The organism is Bartonella sp. W8167 (genome assembly GCF_016100335.1).
GTDB classification, from domain to species: domain Bacteria; phylum Pseudomonadota; class Alphaproteobacteria; order Rhizobiales; family Rhizobiaceae; genus Bartonella; species Bartonella apis.
The window spans coordinates 96717-115046 of the sequence record NZ_JACFSQ010000003.1 but is presented as its reverse complement, the minus strand read 5'-3'; the positions used below and the strand labels follow the sequence as shown (position 1 = coordinate 115046).

Annotated in this window: 17 protein-coding genes; 3 read left to right on the top strand and 14 right to left on the bottom strand. The window is 46.1% G+C overall.

The genetic code is table 11. The features are described 5' to 3' along the window. Positions 1-39: 39 nt before the first annotated feature. From H3V12_RS09220 to htpX, 5 genes are all read right to left on the bottom strand, one after another. Complete coding sequence (locus H3V12_RS09220) at positions 40-183, bottom strand: DUF1127 domain-containing protein (RefSeq protein ID WP_075869411.1); 144 nt, start codon at positions 181-183, stop codon at positions 40-42. A gap of 816 nt (positions 184-999) precedes the next feature. Beyond that, the gene (gene purH, locus H3V12_RS09215; protein ID WP_198214440.1) at positions 1000-2616 is read right to left on the bottom strand and encodes a bifunctional phosphoribosylaminoimidazolecarboxamide formyltransferase/IMP cyclohydrolase; all 1617 of its coding nucleotides are present in this window, start codon (positions 2614-2616) and stop codon (positions 1000-1002) included. A gap of 155 nt (positions 2617-2771) precedes the next feature. Next, positions 2772-4409: a heparinase II/III family protein gene (locus H3V12_RS09210; RefSeq protein ID WP_198214548.1), complete on the bottom strand. Its 1638-nt coding sequence runs from the start codon at positions 4407-4409 to the stop codon at positions 2772-2774. 381 nt (positions 4410-4790) lie between these two features. Then, a complete protein-coding gene (locus tag H3V12_RS09205; protein WP_343211734.1) occupies positions 4791-6143 on the bottom strand; it encodes an RsmB/NOP family class I SAM-dependent RNA methyltransferase in 1353 nt (450 codons plus the stop codon). A 28-nt stretch (positions 6144-6171) separates the two neighbouring features. Continuing rightward, on the bottom strand, positions 6172-7128 hold the full coding sequence (gene htpX, locus H3V12_RS09200) for a zinc metalloprotease HtpX (RefSeq protein WP_198214439.1): 957 nt from the start codon (positions 7126-7128) through the stop codon (positions 6172-6174). Between the two features lie 83 nt (positions 7129-7211). Between htpX and H3V12_RS09195 the strand changes: the two genes are divergently transcribed. Beyond that, a complete protein-coding gene (locus H3V12_RS09195; protein ID WP_075869416.1) occupies positions 7212-7424 on the top strand; it encodes a DUF1674 domain-containing protein in 213 nt (70 codons plus the stop codon). A gap of 526 nt (positions 7425-7950) precedes the next feature. Here the strand turns inward: H3V12_RS09195 and rpsP are convergent. From rpsP to ffh, 3 genes are all read right to left on the bottom strand, one after another. Next, positions 7951-8340 (bottom strand): 30S ribosomal protein S16, encoded by a 390-nt coding sequence (rpsP, locus tag H3V12_RS09190; protein ID WP_075913820.1) that lies wholly within the window; start codon positions 8338-8340, stop codon positions 7951-7953. Positions 8341-8422: 82 nt separating this feature from the next. After that, positions 8423-8728, bottom strand: coding sequence for a chorismate mutase (locus H3V12_RS09185; protein WP_075913982.1), 306 nt, complete (start codon positions 8726-8728; stop codon positions 8423-8425). Positions 8729-8751: 23 nt separating this feature from the next. Then, a complete protein-coding gene (gene ffh / locus H3V12_RS09180; RefSeq protein ID WP_198214438.1) occupies positions 8752-10296 on the bottom strand; it encodes a signal recognition particle protein in 1545 nt (514 codons plus the stop codon). A 311-nt stretch (positions 10297-10607) separates the two neighbouring features. Between ffh and H3V12_RS09175 the strand changes: the two genes are divergently transcribed. Continuing rightward, positions 10608-11426, top strand: a complete 819-nt coding sequence (locus H3V12_RS09175; protein ID WP_198214437.1) for a lytic transglycosylase domain-containing protein — start codon at positions 10608-10610, stop codon at positions 11424-11426. 177 nt (positions 11427-11603) lie between these two features. On the opposite strand, the gene H3V12_RS09170 is transcribed toward H3V12_RS09175, so the two are convergent. The 3 genes from H3V12_RS09170 to H3V12_RS09160 all read right to left on the bottom strand — a co-directional run bounded on the left by H3V12_RS09170 (position 11604) and on the right by H3V12_RS09160 (position 14552). Next, positions 11604-12242 carry a carbonic anhydrase gene (locus H3V12_RS09170; protein WP_198214436.1) on the bottom strand — a complete coding sequence of 213 codons (639 nt, stop codon included), beginning with the start codon at positions 12240-12242 and terminating at the stop codon, positions 11604-11606. 36 nt (positions 12243-12278) lie between these two features. Beyond that, on the bottom strand, positions 12279-13154 hold the full coding sequence (gene pdxY / locus H3V12_RS09165) for a pyridoxal kinase (protein ID WP_198214435.1): 876 nt from the start codon (positions 13152-13154) through the stop codon (positions 12279-12281). A gap of 360 nt (positions 13155-13514) precedes the next feature. Beyond that, positions 13515-14552, bottom strand: coding sequence for a DUF2125 domain-containing protein (locus H3V12_RS09160; protein ID WP_198214434.1), 1038 nt, complete (start codon positions 14550-14552; stop codon positions 13515-13517). A 142-nt stretch (positions 14553-14694) separates the two neighbouring features. On the opposite strand from H3V12_RS09160, the gene H3V12_RS09155 reads away from it, so the two are divergent. Next, positions 14695-15213, top strand: a complete 519-nt coding sequence (locus tag H3V12_RS09155) for a gamma-glutamylcyclotransferase (RefSeq protein ID WP_198214433.1) — start codon at positions 14695-14697, stop codon at positions 15211-15213. Positions 15214-15277: 64 nt separating this feature from the next. Here H3V12_RS09155 and H3V12_RS09150 read toward each other — a convergent pair whose 3' ends face one another. From H3V12_RS09150 to H3V12_RS09140, 3 genes are all read right to left on the bottom strand, one after another. Beyond that, complete coding sequence (locus H3V12_RS09150; protein ID WP_075915404.1) at positions 15278-16009, bottom strand: glutamine amidotransferase; 732 nt, start codon at positions 16007-16009, stop codon at positions 15278-15280. Between the two features lie 14 nt (positions 16010-16023). Further along, positions 16024-16512, bottom strand: coding sequence for a TerB family tellurite resistance protein (locus H3V12_RS09145; protein ID WP_075869424.1), 489 nt, complete (start codon positions 16510-16512; stop codon positions 16024-16026). Between the two features lie 246 nt (positions 16513-16758). Continuing rightward, the gene (locus H3V12_RS09140; RefSeq protein ID WP_198214432.1) at positions 16759-18324 is read right to left on the bottom strand and encodes a heme biosynthesis HemY N-terminal domain-containing protein; all 1566 of its coding nucleotides are present in this window, start codon (positions 18322-18324) and stop codon (positions 16759-16761) included. Positions 18325-18330: the final 6 nt, after the last annotated feature.

Here is an 18330-nt window from a genome sequence, read left to right as displayed (position 1 = left end):
TTCCACACAGAGCCCGAGGGGAAAAGGCTCTGTGAGCTTTTAGCGTGCTGTACGGCGAGCTATCTCCGCAATCTCGGAACGGGTAATGCCGAGATCGTTCAATTCATGAGCAGAAAGACGACTCAATTCATTATAGGTCGTGCGATAACGGCGCCATTTATTAAAACTACGAAGGAGGTTCATGACACTCACCTGATTAATACTACTATGTTGGAATTTGTTGAGGCGTATATAGTCTTGCCTTTCTGAATTGAGGAGTGACAAGATTGCATAGCTGCTGTGCAACGTTTAAGCATTTTGCATATTTTTTAGTCACAATTCGTTAAGAATTGTCAGCTTTTTGCCTCATTTCGCAACATCCGGCCTTATTTAAGCAATAAAACGCTGTCTCTTGCCATAATTCTTATCAAAAATTTCATGAGAATTGTTCTAAATTAAGCCAAATTACAAATTTGAACGAAAGAAATTCTAGTTTCCTTTTCAAAACAACTTGCAAGATGAAGATATTTTCTAATAAAACTCTTAAAGCATGGTTAATTTTTCGTTAATTGCAACCAGCTCCACGGACATGAATATATTGTTGGCGATGGAAAATAATTTGTTGATATGGGAATTGACGAATCCGGCTATCGTCTAAAGTCTCGAAACTATCTCAAGGAAGGAACGCCGTATCCGTTTCATTCAATCGAGGCTTATATGCATTGCAATTATTCCTGCCGGATTTCCAATGCGACATGCGTCATATTTACACCGCCTATTCAAGAAAATTGGCCAATTTTACAAAAATATCAGGTGAATCCATCAAAACAACGCATAACCTGTTAAAAATATTTTCACCCAAATAATCTCTATTTTTCTCCGATGCTTCCGCTTTAATGCGTGGTCAAAGTGGTCTTTCATCAATTCCGGCAAGTATCAGAAACAGTCGTAGCATTAAAAAACTGCCGGAATTGATCCGGCAGCTTTTCCTTGTATGAAATCTTTGTTCTTTCCATCCATTCAGTGACGGAAATGCCGCATACCGGTAAAGACCATTGCAATATTGTTTTCGTCGGCGGCTGCAATCACCTCGTCGTCGCGGATAGAACCGCCGGGCTGGATAACCGCTGTTGCACCCGCTTCAACAGCCGACAACAATCCATCGGCAAACGGGAAGAAAGCGTCGGAGGCAACGACCGAACCTTTGGTCAAAGGTTCACTCATGCCGGCGATTTTAGCTGCATCGAGAGCCTTATGAGCGGCAATACGGGCTGAATCCACACGGCTCATCTGACCGGCACCTATACCGACTGTTGCATTATCCTTCACATAGACAATGGCATTAGATTTGACGTGTTTGGCGACCTGAAAGGCAAATTTGAGATCGCGCATTTCCGCTTCGGTCGGTTGGCGTTTTGTGACTACCTTTAATTCGAGATCGTCAATCACACCGTTGTCGCGCGTCTGAACCAACATGCCGCCAGATACGGTTCTCATTGTCAAACCGGGAGCGCGCGGATCAGGCAGACCACCGGTAATCAGAAGACGCAGATTCTTCTTCTTGGCAATGATCTCGCGGGCCGTTTCTGTAGCATCCGGTGCGATAATAACTTCGGTAAAAATTTTGGTAATTTCCGCAGCACAATCTTCGTCTAGCGGACGGTTCAGCGCAATAATACCACCGAAAGCCGAAACAGAATCGCAAGCCAAAGCTTTGAGATAAGCTTCTTTCAACGTTTTGCCTTTGGCAACCCCGCAAGGATTGGCATGTTTGATAATGGCGACCGCTGCACTCTTTTCCGGATCGAATTCGGCAACGGTTTCAAAGGCTGCGTCGGTATCATTGATATTGTTATAGGAAAGCTGTTTTCCCTGTAAAACCTGTGCCGTTGATACACCAAACCGTTTTTCACCAGTAAGATAAAAGCCGGCCTTTTGATGCGGATTTTCGCCATAGCGCATAATCGTTTCAAGTTCGCCGCCGATCGCACGCCATTTCGGCGTATCAATTTCAAGCTTTTCGGCAAACCAGTTCGATATTGCTGCATCATATGAAGCTGTACGAGCAAAAGCACGGGCAGCCAGCATGCGACGGAAGGAAAGCTTCAGACTGCCTTCATTTTTATCAAGTTCAGCCAATACCAGATTATAATCATCCGCATCTGTTACAACCGTAACATAGGCATGGTTTTTTGCCGCCGCACGAATCATTGCCGGACCACCAATGTCGATGTTTTCGACAATAGTTTCATTATCGGCACCGGAAAGTCTTGTTTCCTCGAATGGATAAAGATTGACAGCAACAAGATCAATGCCGACAATTCCGTGTTTTTTCATTGCGGCCTGATGTTCGGGATCGTCACGGATTGCAAGTATGCCTCCATGAATTGCCGGATGCAGAGTTTTCACCCGACCATCCATAATTTCCGGAAAACCGGTTACTTCGGAAACATCTTTGACAGGCAAGCCGGCTTCAGCCAGAGCCTTTGCAGTACCACCTGTCGAAATAAGTTCGACACCATATTCGTGGAGCCGCGTTGCAAATTCGATAAGACCGGTTTTATCCGATACGGAAATAAGTGCCCGACGCACCCGAAGCAAATCGGGCGCGGGAATGTGTTTCGATGTCACAGTCATAATATTGTTCCTGAAATTTACGCAGAAGAAATAACCTTGACTGCCATAGCACAGGAAGTTGGAAAAAACACTCTATGAATGGAAAAGTGAACGGTTTTGACTTGGAACTTTTAGATAAGCTCTTTTCAAAATACCTTCATTTTCGAGCCAAATACTTAGCTTGCTCCGGTAATACGTGTAAACCGCCAACGGATTTTTTCGGTTAAAACCGGTCGAAAATTCAAGACAATCTGACGTGTCCGTTTAGGGCCATTCACATCTGCAAAGTCTATTGAATCTTCAAGTTGAATATCGGCATCGGGCGACATAAAATTCCACGCATCTCCTCCCACAACTTCCAGACGCAAGCTGTTACCATCATGGCTCACCTCGACATGCGGATGAAGATGGAAACGCACCGCTACATTATCACGGCCATCGCTTTTGATGGATTTGCCGGCAGGCGCAAAAAAGTGGTCATAACCGTCGATAATATTGCCATTGGACATTAGCAGCAATCCACGCTCGTGGATCATGTTGAATGATCCGAGATAACCGTTATGACTTGCTACAAAACCGACACGGTCGGGTTCTTCAACGCGCTTTATATTGACAATAGTCGGGCCGCTTATGAGTGCCGCAGGGCTGTTACCTTTGCGCTTATGGAATTTACCGGACGATGTATCATTCAATGTTGCCGTCGAATGGGCTGCAGTCGCCCGCGCCATCAAAGCATAATCAGCCGGTCCATAAGGGTCGATTCCCGCATTGATAATAAAACGGTCGGCACCTGAGGACATTTCAAAGGAAAGGCAACCTGCGGCCGCCTGATAGGAAACCTGACGCGGCGGTATGGTTCCGGTATCGGCAATGATCGTTGTGTTATTGGCATAAAGTCTTTGATAGCCGGAATAGGGAGCATGTGAAAAAGGCATACCGGCTGTCTCGTCGAGTTTTAAAACGACCGCCAGACGTTCCGGCAAAACCGGTCCGACACCGTTGAAATGGGCAAGTGTCTGATCCTGATGAACAAAAAACCGCAAAGCCGGTAACATGCGTTCAACCGAATCAACCAGTATTCTCGATGCGGTCTCTTTACTGTGGGCATAAAGGTGACGCAGTGCGATAAGATCGGTCAATAGCGAAAGCAATGTTGCGGGATTGCGCGAAATATGCCCGCCATCCGGCAATATTTGTCGGGTCAACGAGCGGGTAAGCTGCGCCTGTGCTGCCTTCTTCATTGAAGGAGACACCGGCAAACAAATGGACGCAAAACATAAAGCAACTGCCGCCTCAAGACGGTTTTCATTCTCGTCCATATTGCGGATAGCTGTTCTTAAAAACCGTGCATGAAAACCTAATGCACGCAAAAACCGACGTTCGAAATTTTCATTTGCTCCATCAAGCAACATTCGTGCATGGCAAAGCCAGGAAATCAGTCTTCGTGCCGCAACATCGGGATACCAAGCAGGTCCTTTGACATGTTTTCCGGATTGTTCAAGCCAATCATTGAGCAAAGAACGGGCATGGGCATTGGCAAGAGGAGTGCGTGCCGCATCAAGATGCCGGAGCCAACTGAAATCGTTAAGTGCCGCTTCCCAAGCCGGAGTTGGCGGTTCGATTGCAAAAGGCGAGATTGACCCTGTTTGCACAATCCGTCCGGCAAGTGCGAACCGGCCATGATAGAATTCATGCGCCATTTCCGGATCGGCCAAATGAAGATCGACCGGTTCGGCAAGAATGCGCTGCGGGCGAAAGCCCGAAAAACGCCAACGAAATAATGGTCCGACGCACAGACGCCGCAACAAACGCATCGCAGCATAGAGCGCCGGCGACGTTTTATATTGCTGATCAACTGTAGTGGACACGATCGGAACTCCAAGAAAACAAACTTGAGGGTATTTTCTTTGATTAAGGTGAATGATTGGTTAATTTTAATAAAAAACTGCTGATCCCCCCTCTTCAAAGGATGGAAAATCTTATCATCAATTTCCCGCAAAAAAGCATAGGTCTTATGCCGGTTTCCATGCGTTCAGCCTTGAAATGTCGGCGATAAAAATTGCAAATTTTGTACTTGCTATTTTAACTTCGCAAATAGAATAAATTAAAGGCTTCAAGAATTTACACTTGCCGATTTCTCTTTTGTCAGGACAAAGCGGCACAAAAATTGAAAATAATAGCGTCGTAACGGAAATTCAGGAAATACGTTGGAATCTGGCAGCAAAAAAGCCGTCCATCCCCGACAATAACGGCGTTGCCCCTTCCAGATCAGCGGGGGTTGTACGCAAAACGCCGTTTGACAAAAGTTCTTTTCTTCCCGCCACTTCCTCATCACGGATTGGCACGAGCTTGATGTCATTGCGGCTAGAGAGGACGTTATTGACGAGCTCTTCACCTTCCTGTTGGGCAATCGAACAATTTGCAAAGACAATCAAACCGCCAATTTTGACAAACGAAATGGAGGCGACAAGAAGTTCAAGCTGTAATTTCGCAAGTTTTTCAACGTCACTAATATCTTTTGTCCATAAAATATCAGGGTGTCTTCTAATTGTTCCGGTCGATGAACAGGGCGCGTCAAGCAAAACAGCATCGAAAAGCTCTTGCGGTTTGAAGTCTTTAAAGTTGCCAGCCCATGTTGCAACCTTCAAATCGAGCCTTTCCATATTGCGTTGTAAACGCTTCAGGCGGTTTTCAGAAAGATCGATTGCCGTTACACGGGCTCCCTGAACGGCAAGTTCTGCTGTTTTTCCGCCGGGTGCTGCACATAAATCTGCAACAGTTTTATCTTTGATATCACCGAGCAAACGGGCGGGAAGAGAGGCGGCCGCATCTTGCACCCACCATTCCCCTTGCTGATAACCTTCAAGATCGCTTATCGCTCCTTCGACATGTTCAAGCCGAACTGTGCCATTGAAGAGAACATGCCCGCCGAGTTTTTCTGCCCACATTTCAGGGTTGCTTTTGACTGAAATATCGATTGGTGGTTCATTTGCCTGTGCGGCAAGAATTTTCGCTGCCTTTTCACGGCCATAGTTTTCAACAAGCATTTCCGAAAACCATGCCGGAATATTTTCTATTGCCGAGCTTTGTGCCCGTTCTTTGTCGGCATTGCGGGCAAGTTTTCGCAAAATTGCATTCACAAGTCCTGAAAAGCGCTGATTGCGTGGGTCGCTTTTAGCGGCCGTGACAGCAAGATCAATTGCCGCATGGTCAGGAACGTCAAGATAGAGCACTTGTGCAGCCGCGACATGGAGAAGATGCCTTAAGGACAGGGCATTTTGCGGCAAAGGCCGATCAAGATAAGACTTAAAGATTCTTTCAATACCGGCACGATGGCGAAGTGCTGCCCCCAAAATGGCGCGCACCAGCATACGATCGCGCATTTCAAGTGCCAAATATTGGGGATGTCCGTGCTCATTATCAGTGAGGCCATCAAGCGAAGTCTTTTTGTCAATCACTGCCGAAAGAAGGCGGGCTGCTGCCTGTCTTGCCGGAAGTCCCGGAACAGCGGAAACAGATTTTTTTTCTGACAAACCAGATTGATCTATTTTACGTTTATTTGCCAATATCGACTCATTATGACCATGGACCTTTTGGCGTGTTATTGCGCATCCATGACGGGCGTTCAACAGTGCGGCGCATATTTTCCCATGGGGAACCGCTTGTTGTCGTAATATTCATTTCCTCGGCCTGTTTGCGCAAAGCTGCAATACGATTTTCTGTCGAGGGATGGGTAGAAAAAAGATTATCAGCCCCACTGCCATTCAGGGGATTGATGATAAACAAATGTGCCGTTGCCGGATTATGCTCTGCCTCTTCATTGGGGATAGTTTCAACACCACGGGCAATTTTGTTCAAAGCCGAAGCAAGCCATAGCGGATTTCCGCATATCTGCCCACCACGTTTATCGGCCGCATATTCGCGTGTTCTACTGATCGCCATTTGCACAAGCATAGCAGCAAAAGGCGCGACAAACATCGCGATAATCGTACCGATAATACCGGATGAATTGGAGTTGCCATTGGAATCGCGGTTACTACTGCCGAAAAACAATGCAAAATTGCCAAGCATGGAAATGGCACCGGCAATCGATGCCGTTATCGTCATTGTCAGTGTGTCATGGTTTTGCACATGTGACAGCTCGTGCGCCATGACACCGGCCAGTTCTTCCGGACTAAGGGCGTTCAACAGACCCGCTGTGGCCGCGACAGAAGCATGTTCAGGATTGCGTCCTGTTGCAAAAGCATTGGGCTGGGCATCATCAATCACAAAGACTTTCGGCTGGGGGAGACCGGCTTTTCTGGCAAGGTCGCTGACAATCCGGTAATATTGGGGGGAACTGCGCTCATCAACCTGACGTGCACCATACATACTCAAAACCATTTTATCCGAATTCCAATAGGAAAACAGATTCATTCCGGCTGAAATGAGAAATGCGATCATTGCACCATTACCGCCGCCAATCAGGTAACCGACGCCCATCAATAGTGCCGTCATGAAAGCAAGAAGCATGGCGGTACGCATAAAATTCATTGTCAACAACTCCGATATAAAGCATATTCGTCCTTATATGATGGTGAATATCTCCATTTTCTTCAATGGAAGACATATTAAAAATGACTGACAAGCAACAAGAACAAACGGCGAATAACGAACAATCTGAAAAAAAAGAACTTCCGCCTGCTGCACAAAGAGCACTGAAAGAGGCTGAAGAACGGCGTAAAAAAGCCAAAAAAACCGATGCGCCCAAGGAAATTGGTGGCCGTGGTGGCAACGATCCTTCACGCTATGGAGATTGGGAAATAAAGGGACGGGCTATCGACTTCTAATTTTTGAAAGTTGATCCAGTTAACCTGACTTCATTGAACAACTCAGTTCGTTTCAAGCGATATTGGCTCGCTTGGCGTAATATTGCTCTTTTAATATTCTTAAAACAATTTGTTACACAAATTTTCAAAACCGGCTTTTACAAGCTGTTGTTTCGGGTTTCATAATTTTTTATCTTGAGCCTGAACTCTTCCGTCGTTTTTTCCATTCGGTAATGGATAATACAGAAAGCTTTACCGCCTTTCCGGCTTGATCGGACAGGTTTTGGCATTTTTTAAAAAAGATTTGTTCATTGCTTGCCGCAAATGATTGTTCATCAACCGCCTTTCTGCCGGTTTAGAGCCGTTGCTGCAATCCATTCCGGTTATAAACTTACACCGCGAGATAAAAATGAAGAACGCAAAAAAATCATTCAATTCTTCATTTATGAGTCACACAGGATTCCAACAAAAAACGGGCCTCAAACGCCCGTTTTTTGACTTTTTTTAAAAACTTGTCGGAAGTCCCGAAAGTTTCAATTTTAAAAGCTTATTCGGTTGGCTGGGCTGCTTCCTCGGCAGGAGCAGCTGCGGCAGCTTTGGCTTCTTCTTCAGCCTGTTTAGCAGCAGCAATACGTTCCTGAGCTTTTTTGCCCGGAAGCGCTTTATTCGGATTGTTACGTGGTTTGCGTTTGAAAAGACCGGCAGCATCAAGGAAACGTGCAACGCGATCTGTTGGCAAAGCACCATGACTAAGCCAATATTGAATGCGCTCGTTATCCATCTTTATGCGATCATTCTCGTCGGCAAGCATCGGATTCCAGAAACCGACACGTTCAATAAACCGGCCATCACGCGGGCTGCGGATATCGGCGATAACGATATGATAGTAAGGACGCTTTTTTGAACCTGCGCGTGACAGACGAATTTTCAACGACATGTTTTATCTCCTATTGTCGGTTTTGGTTTTTTAACCAATCGGGTTGCCGCCGGCCTTTTCGTGTTCCGGCAGAATTGTTTTCTTATTTCGAATTAAGTTTCAAAGCTGTCGCTTCATGGTGACGAATAACTTCTTTGACAATAAAACTTAAGAATTTCTCCGCAAAATCAGGATCAAGATGGCTTTCTTCTGCAAGCTTGCGCAGACGAGCTACCTGACGTTTTTCGCGTGATGGATCGGCGGGCGGAAGGCCGTATTTTGCCTTTAAAACTCCGACAGCTTTGGTGCAGCGGAACCGTTCGGCAAGAATATGCACAAGTGCGGCATCAAAATTGTCAATCGAATCACGAAGTTGCAAAAGCTCTTCAGGAATTTTCGTATCACTCATAATCTTCAACGTTTCTTCGTTTTTCAATGCTTTTTCGGCAGGCCGGGAAGCCCTTGGAATTTTGTTCCGCTTGAAGGCAGTCCGGGTAATGTCCCGCCACCAAGACCGGGAAGTTTGTTTCCAAGGCCTGCACTTTCAGCCTGTTTTTGAATTTTTTCCAATTGCTTGGGATCCATTGACGAAAGATCGGGAAGACCACCACCCAAACCGCCAAATCCCAATTTGGCGCCAATGCCGCCCATCATCTTCTGCATCAGACCGCCTTTGCCTTTGCCGCCCATCATTTTCATCATGTCGGCCATCTGGCGATGCATTTTAAGAAGTTTGTTGATGTCGGCCGCATTGGTACCCGACCCTTTGGCAATGCGCTGTTTGCGGCTATGTTTCAAAAGATCCGGATTGGCACGTTCTTCTTTGGTCATGGAAGAAATAATGGCCAATTGGCGGTTAAAAAGATTGTCGTCAAGACCGGCAGCCGCAATCTGATCTTTCATTTTTCCGATACCGGGCATCATACCGAGAATGCCGCCCATGCCACCCAATTTTTTCATTTGCTTGAGCTGTTCGGCCAAATCGCTCAGGTCGAATTTGCCCTTTTGCATTTTTTTGGCAAGTGCGGCGGCTTTTTCCTGATCTATTGTTTCGGCAGCTTTTTCAACCAGCGAAACAATGTCGCCCATACCTAGAATACGATCGGCAATGCGACGCGGATGGAATTCTTCCAGCGCTTCCATTTTTTCGCCGGTTGCAATGGCCTTGATCGGTTTGCCGGTCACAGCGCGCATGGAAAGAGCAGCACCACCGCGCCCGTCACCATCCATACGTGTCAATATGATGCCGGTAATGCCCACACGCTCGTCAAACGAACGGGCAAGGTTGACAGCATCCTGACCGGTCAGACTATCGGCAACGAGCAATATTTCATGTGGTGCGGATTTGGCCTTAATGTCGGCCATTTCAACCATGAGCGGTTCGTCAATATGGGTGCGACCGGCAGTGTCGAGAATAACAACATCCTGACCGCCAAGTTTGGCCACCTGAACAGCACGGGCAGCTATTTCCACCGGTGTCTGGCCGGCGATGATCGGCAATGTCGGCACATGAATCTGTTCGCCGAGCTGGCGCAACTGTTCCTGAGCTGCCGGACGACGCGTATCAAGAGAAGCCATCAAGACTTTCTTGTTCTGTTTTTCAGTAAGACGTTTGGCAATTTTTGCCGAAGTTGTGGTTTTACCTGAACCTTGCAGGCCGACCATCATGATAACAACCGGTGAAGGTGCATTAAGGTCTATTGAAATGCCTTCGGTGCCAAGCATTTCCACCAACTCGTCATGAACGAGTTTGACAACCATTTGCCCCGGTTTGATTGATTTCAAGAGATTGGCACCAACCGCCTTTTCACGGACACGGTCGGTAAAGGAGCGCACAACATCAAGTGCAACATCGGCTTCAATCAGCGCACGACGGACCTCACGCAGAGCGGTTGCAACATCCTGCTCCGACAGGCTTCCCCGCCCTGTCAGATTGTTCAGAATGGTGCCCAGACGTTCCTGTAAGGAATCAAACATTGTCTACCTCTTTAATAAGCCAACAAACCCGAACCAAACGAAACACGCACCCGAGGGCGCATCGCGCTGTCGGATGTTGACCTCCGGGATCTCTTTATACCATTACGGGTCCCGGTCGGTGGCTCCAAGTCTGATAAGCTTGTCGCAGATTTAAAGCGTCTTAAAACAGCAAAAGGAGCATCTTGTCAAGGTTTATGCATAATGTATTTGATAAAGTGTAATCCTACTTGGTTTCAGAACCAACTTGTTATAAGCGATAAACAACATTTTACCTGCACAAAGGTTAGGTTTTTTAAGAAGGAACAGCTCGAATGTTTTGTAAAAGCGCGATAAAGGCCGGTTTTATCGGCTTAGCATTTGCCGCAACCACCGGAGTTGCCCTTGCAGCTCCAAAATGCGGAAGTACTTCGGCCGGTTTTGAAAACTGGGTAGAGGCAACCAAGCAGGAAGCCGCAGCAAACGGAATTGGCAAGCGTGGTATAGCCGCCTTGGATAATGTGCACTATGCCCAAGCAACCATCAATGCAGACCGCGGCCAGAAAAGTTTCAAACTAAGCCTTGATCAATTCATGAAGAAGCGTGGTTCATCAACCATTGTTGCCCGTGGCAGAGTGATGAAAAAGCAAAATGCGGCACTGTTTGACCGGCTTGAGAAAAAATACGGTGTTGCTTCCGGTCCGGTTATTGCTATTTGGGGTATGGAAACGAGCTTCGGTTCCTTTATGGGTAAACAACATACACTGTCAGCCGTTGCAACATTGGCTTATGATTGTCGGCGCAGCGCCTTTTTTACCGACCAGCTCTATGCAGCTTTAAAGCTGATTGACCGCGGAGATTTTGATCCAAATTCTATCGGTGCTATGCATGGCGAGATCGGGCAAACACAATTCTTGCCAAAAAACGTTCTGCTTTATGGCGTCGATGGTGATGGTAACGGTCATATCGACATGATCAATTCGAAGGCCGACGCCCTTGCTTCGACATTCAATTTTTTGCGCGCCCATGGTTGGCAACCGGGACAGGGTTATCAACCCGGAGAGCCCAATTTTGCTGCCATCCAGGGGTGGAATGATGCAAGTGTTTACCAACAATCAATTGCCATCATGGGTAAACAGATAGACGGCAATTGATAAAACGGCAGGCCGTAAAATTGCGGCCGGAATTGTTCTATGACGATGACAAGTAGAAGTTATTGACCCGTTATTGCTTCAATATTTTAAAAAATAGAAAAAGCCTGCCTGATCGGCAGGCTTTTTCATATTTAATAGCCTATTCAACCGGCTAACCGGTTCAAAAAACGAAAATCATTATTCGGCACGGGTAAAGTCACCGCTACGCCGGTCCATAATCCATAATTCACCTGTTGCAATATCGAACCATGCACCGTGAAGCGTAAGCTTTCCCTGATCTTCACGCTGTTTTATCCACGGAAACGTACGCAGATTATTTATCGAATAGCGGATGGAAATCCGCTCGAGTGCTGTTTGACGCTCACTCGAAGTCATCAATGTATTGGTTGCAACAGCTTCGGCAGCCGGTGTCAAAAGCCCCATCCACTTGCCGATAAAATCGACAGAGGAAAGCGGCTTTCCCTCAAGGTCAAGTGCATTACGTATACCGCCACAGCGTGCATGGCCAAGTACAACAATGTTTTTGACCTTCAATGACTGGACCGCAAATTCCAACGCGGCCGACGTCGCATGATATTCTTTATCGGGATGAAAAGGTGGAACCAGATTGGCCACATTGCGCATAACAAATATTTCACCGGGATCGGTATCGAAAATTGTCTCGGGCGCAGTGCGTGAATCGCAGCAGGCTATAACCATTGTCTCGGGTTTTTGCCCTTCATAAGCCAATTGTTTATAGCGCTCACGTTCATGAACAAGCCGTGTGTTCATGAACGTATGATAGCCATTTAAAAGCTTTTCGGGAAAATCAAACATAAATCATCACTTGGCGGTATCTGCGTTCTTCGCCTGTTACTTATTCTTGGACATGTCCGCCGTATCTTTGAGATAACGCAACGTAACGCGCTCGGCGAGTGTTCCTAAACGATGAAGCCCGCTTTCAAGCATCAGCTCGTAAGCATTGTGCCTCGTTGTTTCCATAAGCAATGTGTAAACAGAAGCCGTAGCAAAACGGAGAGCATCTTCTTCATTGTCACCATCAAGAATGCGGGCAAGGAAAAGTGCAGCTGTGAGATCGCCCAGACCATTGACCGGATCTTTCACCAACGGATGTTCGGCGAGCAGAATTGATTTATCTGTTACAAGCAGATTGCCGGTAGCATTTTTTAAAAGTGGCCAGGCAGAAGTAACAAGCGTTGTCTTGCACCCCACTTTTCGTGCAGCAGCGATAATCTCGTGATTGGTCTCAAGTTTTTTCGATACAATCCACTCAAGTTCCGAGCGATTGGGTTTCAAAATATCGGCAAGCGGCAATAGTCGTGAAACTGTTTCTTTTGCAATATCTTCCCCGACATAAAGCCCGCCTTCATCGCCCAGAACCGGATCACAAAAATAGACAAGATGCGGATTTTTCTGTTTGAGCGTTTTGATAAGATCGGCTGTAATCTTGATCTGTTCGGCACTTCCGAAATAGCCGGTCATAACAGCTGTAATTTCTCCTACCCATTTCGAGCGGATGATATCATCAGCCCATGCCTTGAAATCCGCAACCGGTACGATGAGACGATGGGATGGACCATGACGCGGTTGCCATGTCATGCTGACGGTCAACATATCCCAGACAGCATAACCCATTTGTTCAAGAGCATTGACACTCACACGCGTTCCAACCGAACCGCGAATAACGTGGCTTGAAATAACAAGAACAGACTTTCCAGAATTGCTCATCAACAATGCCTTCTTTATAAAACAAGCTTTTATTTAAAACCTGTTGCCCCCTGTCACAAGTGCGAAAGTGATGATTGGTGCCAAGAATATTGAGCCCGCTAGAACCGGAATTAAAATTCGCGAGCGCGCAAACGTATGACCCGGGTAGTTTTAGTGAACCGTTGTCCGACTTATCCATTGCTTTTTATAAAGCATTGATTTGTTTTCATAAAAATAATTTAGAATAAAATTTTCGCGCTCATTTTAAATGAAATAATTCCGGTTTATAGCGCAACTTATAGCGCGAAAAGCGTGAAGGAAACGCGTCATCAATGATAGCAAATTATCTATCCTTTTACGCCCGTGCGGAAACTTGACATATCAAATCGGATCGATATGCCCGATTTTGAAAAAGGCCAAACGGACCTCGCCATTTTTTATCGAAAGCTGCAAAACCGGATCGCCTTTGTCATTCTTCTGCATGGCATTTAACGCAAAAAAGATTGTTTTAAGATTGTCAGCCTGAGCGGGAAATGCATTACGTGCTGTTTGCAACAGCTTGTTCTGGTCACTAATGGCTATATCGAATTTTGCATTGAGATACCCTTCATCGTTGAATGAAAAAGGCCCCGAAACGGTTATCGAACCACCGCTTTCAAAACGGACTGTCGACGATTTCAAAAAGCCCTTATGACCCCGCAAGCGTTGAAGCGGATCGATTTCGTCTTCACTCACTTCAAAAAGCGAAAAAGCTTGGTCGATTGACCATTTGATATCTCCGCTCATTTCCGGAACAGGTGTATTTTCGTGCGGAATTATCAAGGGCAGAACCAGATTTTCAAACGTCAATCTGGCATCAAGATTGGTATTTAATCCATGCGCATCAAAACGCAAAAACTTCGCTGTGGTTCTGTCGAGCAATTGGCCGGCTTCCGCTTTCGAGCCGATTTCTAAATTGTCTGTGCGCAAACTGACTGCATCGGGGATTTCCCCGCTCATATCGGTTTCAATCGCCATTTGGCTCCATTTTGCCGAAAGTGGAACGAGTCCCGGAAATTCGAGAGAGATAGGTGCTGTCAATGACAGTTCGAGCCAGCGCGGTGCATAAACAGGTGCGCCGGCAATTATTTTTTCACCCGAAAAGGCAAAACCTTTCATCAATTGTTGCAAATTGACTGTGTCACAAGAAACACCAATTCTGAGCGGATAGCCGGTTTTATGCATATTCTCGCATAAAACGACAAAGCCACTTTCATTATAAGTGGCCAATTGATTGGAAACTTTTTCTTCGACTTTATTTGCCAGAAAATACCAGATGATTGTGTAGAGTATAACAATTACCACAACGGCAAATACACCCCGAACAATATATCTGTGATTGACCGATTTGCGTTGAGGCTCGAAGTCGAATGAAGACATCTGAAGTTTTTACTCGCAATTTCCATGAAAAATTTTTGCCGATCATAGAGAATAAGTCTTTATATCTCCATAGACATTTATGTTTTTTTTAGTGCATATATCAAAACCATGTAAAAGTGCATGTGATGAGGATGAGCAACAAATGCACGATTTTTGGGTTTTCGGCTATGGCTCTTTGATTTGGAATCCGGGTTTTACCTATGATTTTATGTCGCCTGCCCGACTTTACGGCTATCATCGTTCTTTATGTATCTATTCCAACCATTATCGCGGAACTGTCGAAAATCCGGGTCTCGTTCTAGGGCTTGATCGCGGCGGGTGTTGCGACGGGCTCGCTTTTCACGTTCCGGTGGAAGACACAAAAAAAACCTATGATTATCTGATCAAGCGCGAACAGGTAAACAGTGTCTATATCGAAAAGTTGAAGCCGATCCACCTGAAAGACGGCCGCATCGTCAACGGATTGTTTTTTGTTGCAGATCACTCGCACGAACAATATGCCAAAAAGCTTGATCGGGAAAATATGGCGCTCATTATCCGCCAAAGTCATGGACTTGCCGGTTCCAACATTGATTACGTGGTTAATACTGCCGCAAGTTTAAGGAAAATGGGCATTCCCGACAAGTCTCTGGAAAAGCTTGTAAAACTTCTCCAAGACTGATGGACTTGAAACAATCTACAAACTTTAAAACCGCATTCGATATTATCGGTCAGGATTGAATGTTTTACTTCGGCTTGCCGAACATTTTGACAAGTGCCTGTTCGATCCAGCGACGTAACGCCGGATCATAGATGAAACGTCCTTCCAGTTGCGACTTTGCGCATTGGGCGCCCTTCAACTCTAAACGTTCGGCACCGTGCACCACCCAACGCTGCATCATTGCACGCGTCAATTCGGAATGGAATTGCAAACCCCACGCATTTTCACCATAGCGGAAAGCTTGTGTAGGATATGTATTCCCCTTGGCCAGAAGCTCCGCACCTTGTGGCAAATCATAAATGCCTTCGCTATGGAAATGATAAACCATTTTTGGCCAGTCCATGACGCGTTTGCCACTTCCAGTCGCTTCAATCGGATACCAGCCGATTTCGACTTCACCATCGCTACGTGGTTTGACTGTGCCGCCAAGATTCCGTGCAAGCAATTGTGCCCCGAGACAAATACCGAGAAACGGTTTATTTTCTTTAAGCGCAACCGATATCCAATCCATTTCGCGATTGATAAACGGCTCATTGTCATTAGCACTCATCGGGCCACCAAAAATGATTGCTCCTGCATAATCTTTCAATGTTGTTGGAAGACAATCTCCTAACACCGGCCGGTAAATGCTCAACTCGAAGCCGTTCTTCTGCAAGATTTGGCCGATGCGTCCGGTACTTGAAGAGGCCTGATGCAAAACAACCGCTATTTTTTGCTTTTCCTCTTTCGGGGAAATTTTTTCATCCGCCAATGACATTCTATTCCAATAACCTATTTAGTTTCTGGCAGGCCTTTCGGTTTTTCCGGAAGTTGTTTCCTTTGGCCCACCATTTTCTTCAATTCCAGTCGATCCTTACGGTCAACGCCAATCATTTCCGCAATCCGCCAGATCAGCGTATCTTCCAACTCGTAAATATAACCATCAGCATAAGCAATTTCCCACAACACGCCGATAAATTTGATGCATTCTTCTTTTGTAAGATGGCGTTTTAATGTCGAGGTAAAGTTGAAGATGTCGAGACTGTCACGATTGGCTGCCTTACCAGCTTCAATCAACGCTTTCACATCCGGTTCAGCGAGTTCGAATTCGTGGGAGACGATGTCATAGAGGACTTTTTTCTCGACACCCTGTTCCTGCCCATCGGCATCAACAATGTGAAAAGCCAGAGCAACCGCTGCTACCCGCGGATCATCGTTGCCAAATTCGGGACCACCTTTCCCAAGCGATCTTATAAAGTCTTCCAGATGCTTTAATATCAATCCCTGTCCTCGCTTCTAGAGTTGTCATGCATGTTACTTTGCATAAATTTTCTTTAAAAAACTTCACTATTCAAGTTTTGTGTTCATGCGGGTTTCTCAATAGGCTTGGCATATGTTCCGACATGCCGCTTAACAGATCATTCCCGCTCTCGTAGAAGTTATAAAACGAGTTACAACGGAAGATATGATCGACAATCAAATTTTCCCAAACACTTTTTTGCGCACATATCATTTCTTACGGACGCATTATTTCTTATGCACACCGGGATCATCAACATTGATGCGGGTCGCATCGACAGGAGTTTCCAGTTTTGACGGGTCAACAGCATCGACAATCATAACCGGTTTGGTATGGAATGTCTGTGTTCCCTTATTTTTGTCTTCCCTGTCTTTTAAATTTGTTGACCTCACATTGGCATTCATCGTGTTGCCACGATCCGTACTAGCAGTTTTTTTAATTTTGACCGGTGCTTGTTCGATTGTAGCGGGAATGACTTCATCAGGATTTAAAGTCAATCCCGGAGTGCGTGAAGGAGCCTGCCACCGGAATGCATCTAATTTGCCGCTGATCGGCGAGACCGGCTGCCATTTGTCAAAAGTTTTGCCATCTGCCATCCAAACCGGATCACGATCAGCACGCACTGCCAGAGACAACCATTGACGTACCCGCCCCTGATCTCCGCTTTGCGCTTCTTCAATATCGGCAAGCAAAAGATAGGCACTCTCGCGGGGTGCGATCTTTACCGCCTTTTCCGCCTGTTCACAGGCAAGCCCAAGTTCGCCTGCATCGAAAGCCGAGCGGGCAACAATGAAGCATGATTCAAAGGCTTGCGGATTTTTTTGGGCAAGAGCTTTTGCTTTTTTCAAGCGGTCAACAGCACGTTCTTCACCATTGAGATAAAGACTTGCCAGATCGGCATGGGGTGACTTTTTCCATAAATTTTCAATGAGTCTGTCGGCTTTGCCGATTTCATGTTGACGATAGAGAATATCGGTTGCCACAAGTGTTGCAGGCACAAATGACGGGTCGAGCTTTTGGGCTTTCAGCGCGGTTTTACGCGCGTCATCAGGGTAATATTCGAACATATCTCTGGCCTGACCTGTCAAAAGAACCACCCGCTTATGTGTGAGTTTCTTGTTGGACCGTTCGGCGCGTGGCAAAGATTTAACTTCCCGATCAAAAAGCTCGAGCGCCTTGTCCCATGAGCCTTCGGCGCATAACCGGTCAAGCATTGCCTGATTGGCCCAAGTGACAGATGGCGCTATCAAACTTGCTTTTTCAGCATATTGACCGGCGGCTTCATAAGCACCCGATCTCATTGCTTCACGATAAAGCCCATGGAGCCCCGCAAGTTTCGTTTTGGGAGATTTGCTCATCTCTTCATAAACGCGAAGTGCATTGGGAACATCATTTTCAATAAGCAATGTTTTTGCTTCGAGAAATTTGGCAAGAGGTTCATTTTGGCTATCAAGATAACGAGCAACACGTTTATTCATGCGTTTGGCCGTATCGACATCGCCCGAAAGAACTGCCAGAAGTCCGCTTGACAATGCGTCACGACCTTTTTTCTGTCGTTGTTCCTCGAAGTGACGGGAAAGTTTGCGCGGCGCTGAAAAAACCGATTTCAGAACAAAGAGCAAAAGCAAAACGACGACAACAAGAAGAACAAAAGCAATCACTGCTGTCAAAACAGAAACAGTGACCCTGCTTGAGCCGAAGTCCATAACGAGATCGCCAGGATTATTGGCAAGCCAGGCAAAACCGGCTCCAAGAATTGCTATTACAAGAACGTAAAAGAGTACGCGGACCATTTTTCT

Excerpts from the sequence above, each read along its gene's own strand:
- purH (WP_198214440.1), bottom strand. The coding sequence starts at position 2,616 with ATGACTGTGACATCGAAACACATTCCCGCGCCCGATTTGCTTCGGGTG.
- H3V12_RS09175 (WP_198214437.1), top strand. The coding sequence starts at position 10,608 with ATGTTTTGTAAAAGCGCGATAAAGGCCGGTTTTATCGGCTTAGCATTT.
- H3V12_RS09185 (WP_075913982.1), bottom strand. The coding sequence starts at position 8,728 with ATGAGTGATACGAAAATTCCTGAAGAGCTTTTGCAACTTCGTGATTCG.
- H3V12_RS09170 (WP_198214436.1), bottom strand. The coding sequence starts at position 12,242 with ATGTTTGATTTTCCCGAAAAGCTTTTAAATGGCTATCATACGTTCATG.
- H3V12_RS09160 (WP_198214434.1), bottom strand. The coding sequence starts at position 14,552 with ATGTCTTCATTCGACTTCGAGCCTCAACGCAAATCGGTCAATCACAGA.
- H3V12_RS09155 (WP_198214433.1), top strand. The coding sequence starts at position 14,695 with ATGCACGATTTTTGGGTTTTCGGCTATGGCTCTTTGATTTGGAATCCG.
- H3V12_RS09140 (WP_198214432.1), bottom strand. The coding sequence starts at position 18,324 with ATGGTCCGCGTACTCTTTTACGTTCTTGTAATAGCAATTCTTGGAGCC.
- H3V12_RS09195 (WP_075869416.1), top strand. The coding sequence starts at position 7,212 with ATGACTGACAAGCAACAAGAACAAACGGCGAATAACGAACAATCTGAA.
- H3V12_RS09150 (WP_075915404.1), bottom strand. The coding sequence starts at position 16,009 with ATGTCATTGGCGGATGAAAAAATTTCCCCGAAAGAGGAAAAGCAAAAA.
- H3V12_RS09220 (WP_075869411.1), bottom strand. The coding sequence starts at position 183 with ATGAACCTCCTTCGTAGTTTTAATAAATGGCGCCGTTATCGCACGACC.
- H3V12_RS09210 (WP_198214548.1), bottom strand. The coding sequence starts at position 4,409 with ATGCGTTTGTTGCGGCGTCTGTGCGTCGGACCATTATTTCGTTGGCGT.
- pdxY (WP_198214435.1), bottom strand. The coding sequence starts at position 13,154 with ATGAGCAATTCTGGAAAGTCTGTTCTTGTTATTTCAAGCCACGTTATT.
- htpX (WP_198214439.1), bottom strand. The coding sequence starts at position 7,128 with ATGAATTTTATGCGTACCGCCATGCTTCTTGCTTTCATGACGGCACTA.
- ffh (WP_198214438.1), bottom strand. The coding sequence starts at position 10,296 with ATGTTTGATTCCTTACAGGAACGTCTGGGCACCATTCTGAACAATCTG.
- rpsP (WP_075913820.1), bottom strand. The coding sequence starts at position 8,340 with ATGTCGTTGAAAATTCGTCTGTCACGCGCAGGTTCAAAAAAGCGTCCT.